The organism is Massilimicrobiota sp. mt181, from assembly GCF_055420065.1.
In genome coordinates this window covers 1-1,904 of the sequence record NZ_JBVAYN010000058.1, presented here as the reverse complement: position 1 = coordinate 1,904, position 1,904 = coordinate 1, and the positions used below count along the sequence as shown (strand labels likewise).

General features: G+C 39.7%; 1 protein-coding gene. It reads left to right on the top strand.

Annotated elements, in window-relative coordinates; genetic code table 11:
* Window positions 1-523: 523 nt before the first annotated feature.
* The gene (gene ltrA, locus ACZYT4_RS13990) at window positions 524-1,786 is read left to right on the top strand and encodes a group II intron reverse transcriptase/maturase (protein ID WP_463786966.1); all 1,263 of its coding nucleotides are present in this window, start codon (window positions 524-526) and stop codon (window positions 1,784-1,786) included.
* Window positions 1,787-1,904 lie beyond the last annotated feature (118 nt).

Below are 1,904 nucleotides of genomic sequence, written 5' to 3'. Positions count from 1 at the left end.
GGTGGTGCGCCAGTTCGGTGCAAATTATCTAGTTAGGTGAAATTCCTAACCTTACAAAGTCTAGCCAACAGTAAGTATCCAGTCTTGGGTTAGAAGTGGTGACACAATAACTAAGCGTAGATAGGAAAGTGCTATAGCCGTAACGCAAGTGAAGTTATTGAGCCTCGTTAGATATATAATATGATTGTCGACATACTCACCTAATGTGGAAGACAGTACAAAGCATTCGCTAAAGGCAAGAATGTGAGGGGTCATCGGGGGTCTAAGGACATGGCGAGAGCACAAAGGATAATTTGCATACCTGGGAGACCTTATCGTTTCCGAGTCTAAGAGTGGGCAGTGAGCCAATTGGTAAGGTATCTTCTATACAAGATGTGAATAGTCAAGATAGAGGGGATGAACGATAAGGAGTCGGACTCATTCATAGTAGCAGTGAAGTAGGTAATGACTATGGAGCAAAGGGATGAGCACATTTAACATTAATCTCAAAGGAAACATGGAAACCTTGAAGGTGGGAAGCAAAATGGAAAACATACAGGAGATTGTGAGAGAAAGAGCGAAAAGTCACGAGAAGGTATATGCCCTTATGTCGTTTGTGAACAAAGACAATCTAAAAGCAGTTCACAGGAAACAGGACAAAAACAAAGCACCTGGAATGGATGGAATAACGAAGGAAATGTATGAGAGAAACCTGGATGCAAATCTCGATAGCCTCATACAGAGAATGAAACAGTTCAGTTACAGACCATTGCCCGTGAAAAGGGTGTATATTGACAAAGGAAATGGAAAGAAAAGACCACTAGGACTACCATCGTATGAGGACAGGCTAGTGCAGGGAGTCATGAAGGAAGTACTAGAAGGTATATACGAAACGAAATTCTATGATTTTTCATACGGGTTCAGACCAAAGAGAAAAGCACACGATGCAGTACTCAGAGTCAATCATCATATCATGTTCAATAAAGTGAACTATATATTGGACTGTGATATCAAAGGCTTCTTTGACAATATAGAGCACAGATGGATGATGAAATTTCTGGAACATGACATCGCTGATAAGAATTTTCTAAGATACATCAAAAGATTTCTCATAGGAGGAATACTAGAGGAAGGAAAGGTCCTAACAAGTGATAAAGGAACACCACAAGGCTCACTCATGTCAACAGTACTGGCAAATGTATACCTGCACTATGTACTGGATGACTGGTATGCCAAGGGAATCAAGAGAAGATACAAAGGAGAAGTCTATCTGGTGAGATATGCGGATGACTTTGTGGTCATGTTTCAGTATGAAAATGAAGCAAGGAAATTCATAGTAGAACTGGAGGAAAGAATGGCGAAATTCGGACTAGAAATCGAAAGAGAGAAAACAAGGATACTGCCATTTGGAAAATATAAAGGAACAAAGGAGACATTCGATTTTCTAGGGTTCACATTCATAAATGGAAAGACCAGGAATAACAAATACCGAGTTATCTTTAGAACAAGCAAAAAGAAACTTAAGCAAAAGAAAGCGAGACTAAAGAAGTGGATATATGAGAATATGCACGAACCAATGGTCAAGATAGTAAAGAAGCTCAATGAGAAACTGGTAGGGCATTATACATATTATGGAATCTTCAGCAACTACATAGGAATCAGAAACTATTATGAATACGCGAAGTATCATTTTATGAAGAGTATGCGAAGGCGAAGTCAGCGACCTATCAGTTGGAAAAGATTGCTTATATTTATGGAACATATACCATTGAGGGTTCCAAGACTGTACGTGACAAAAGGCTATTAACGAACGTTAAATGTGAAGAGCCGTATGCGTAAATAGCGCACGTACGGTTCTGTGAGGGAAATCGAAACCCTTGCTTATAAAATGAAATGAAGGGAGGGAGTCGAGTTCTACTCGACAT

What these genes read in the sequence shown, in the direction of transcription:
- ltrA (WP_463786966.1), top strand. Translation starts at nt 524, where the DNA reads ATGGAAAACATACAGGAGATTGTGAGAGAAAGAGCGAAAAGTCACGAG.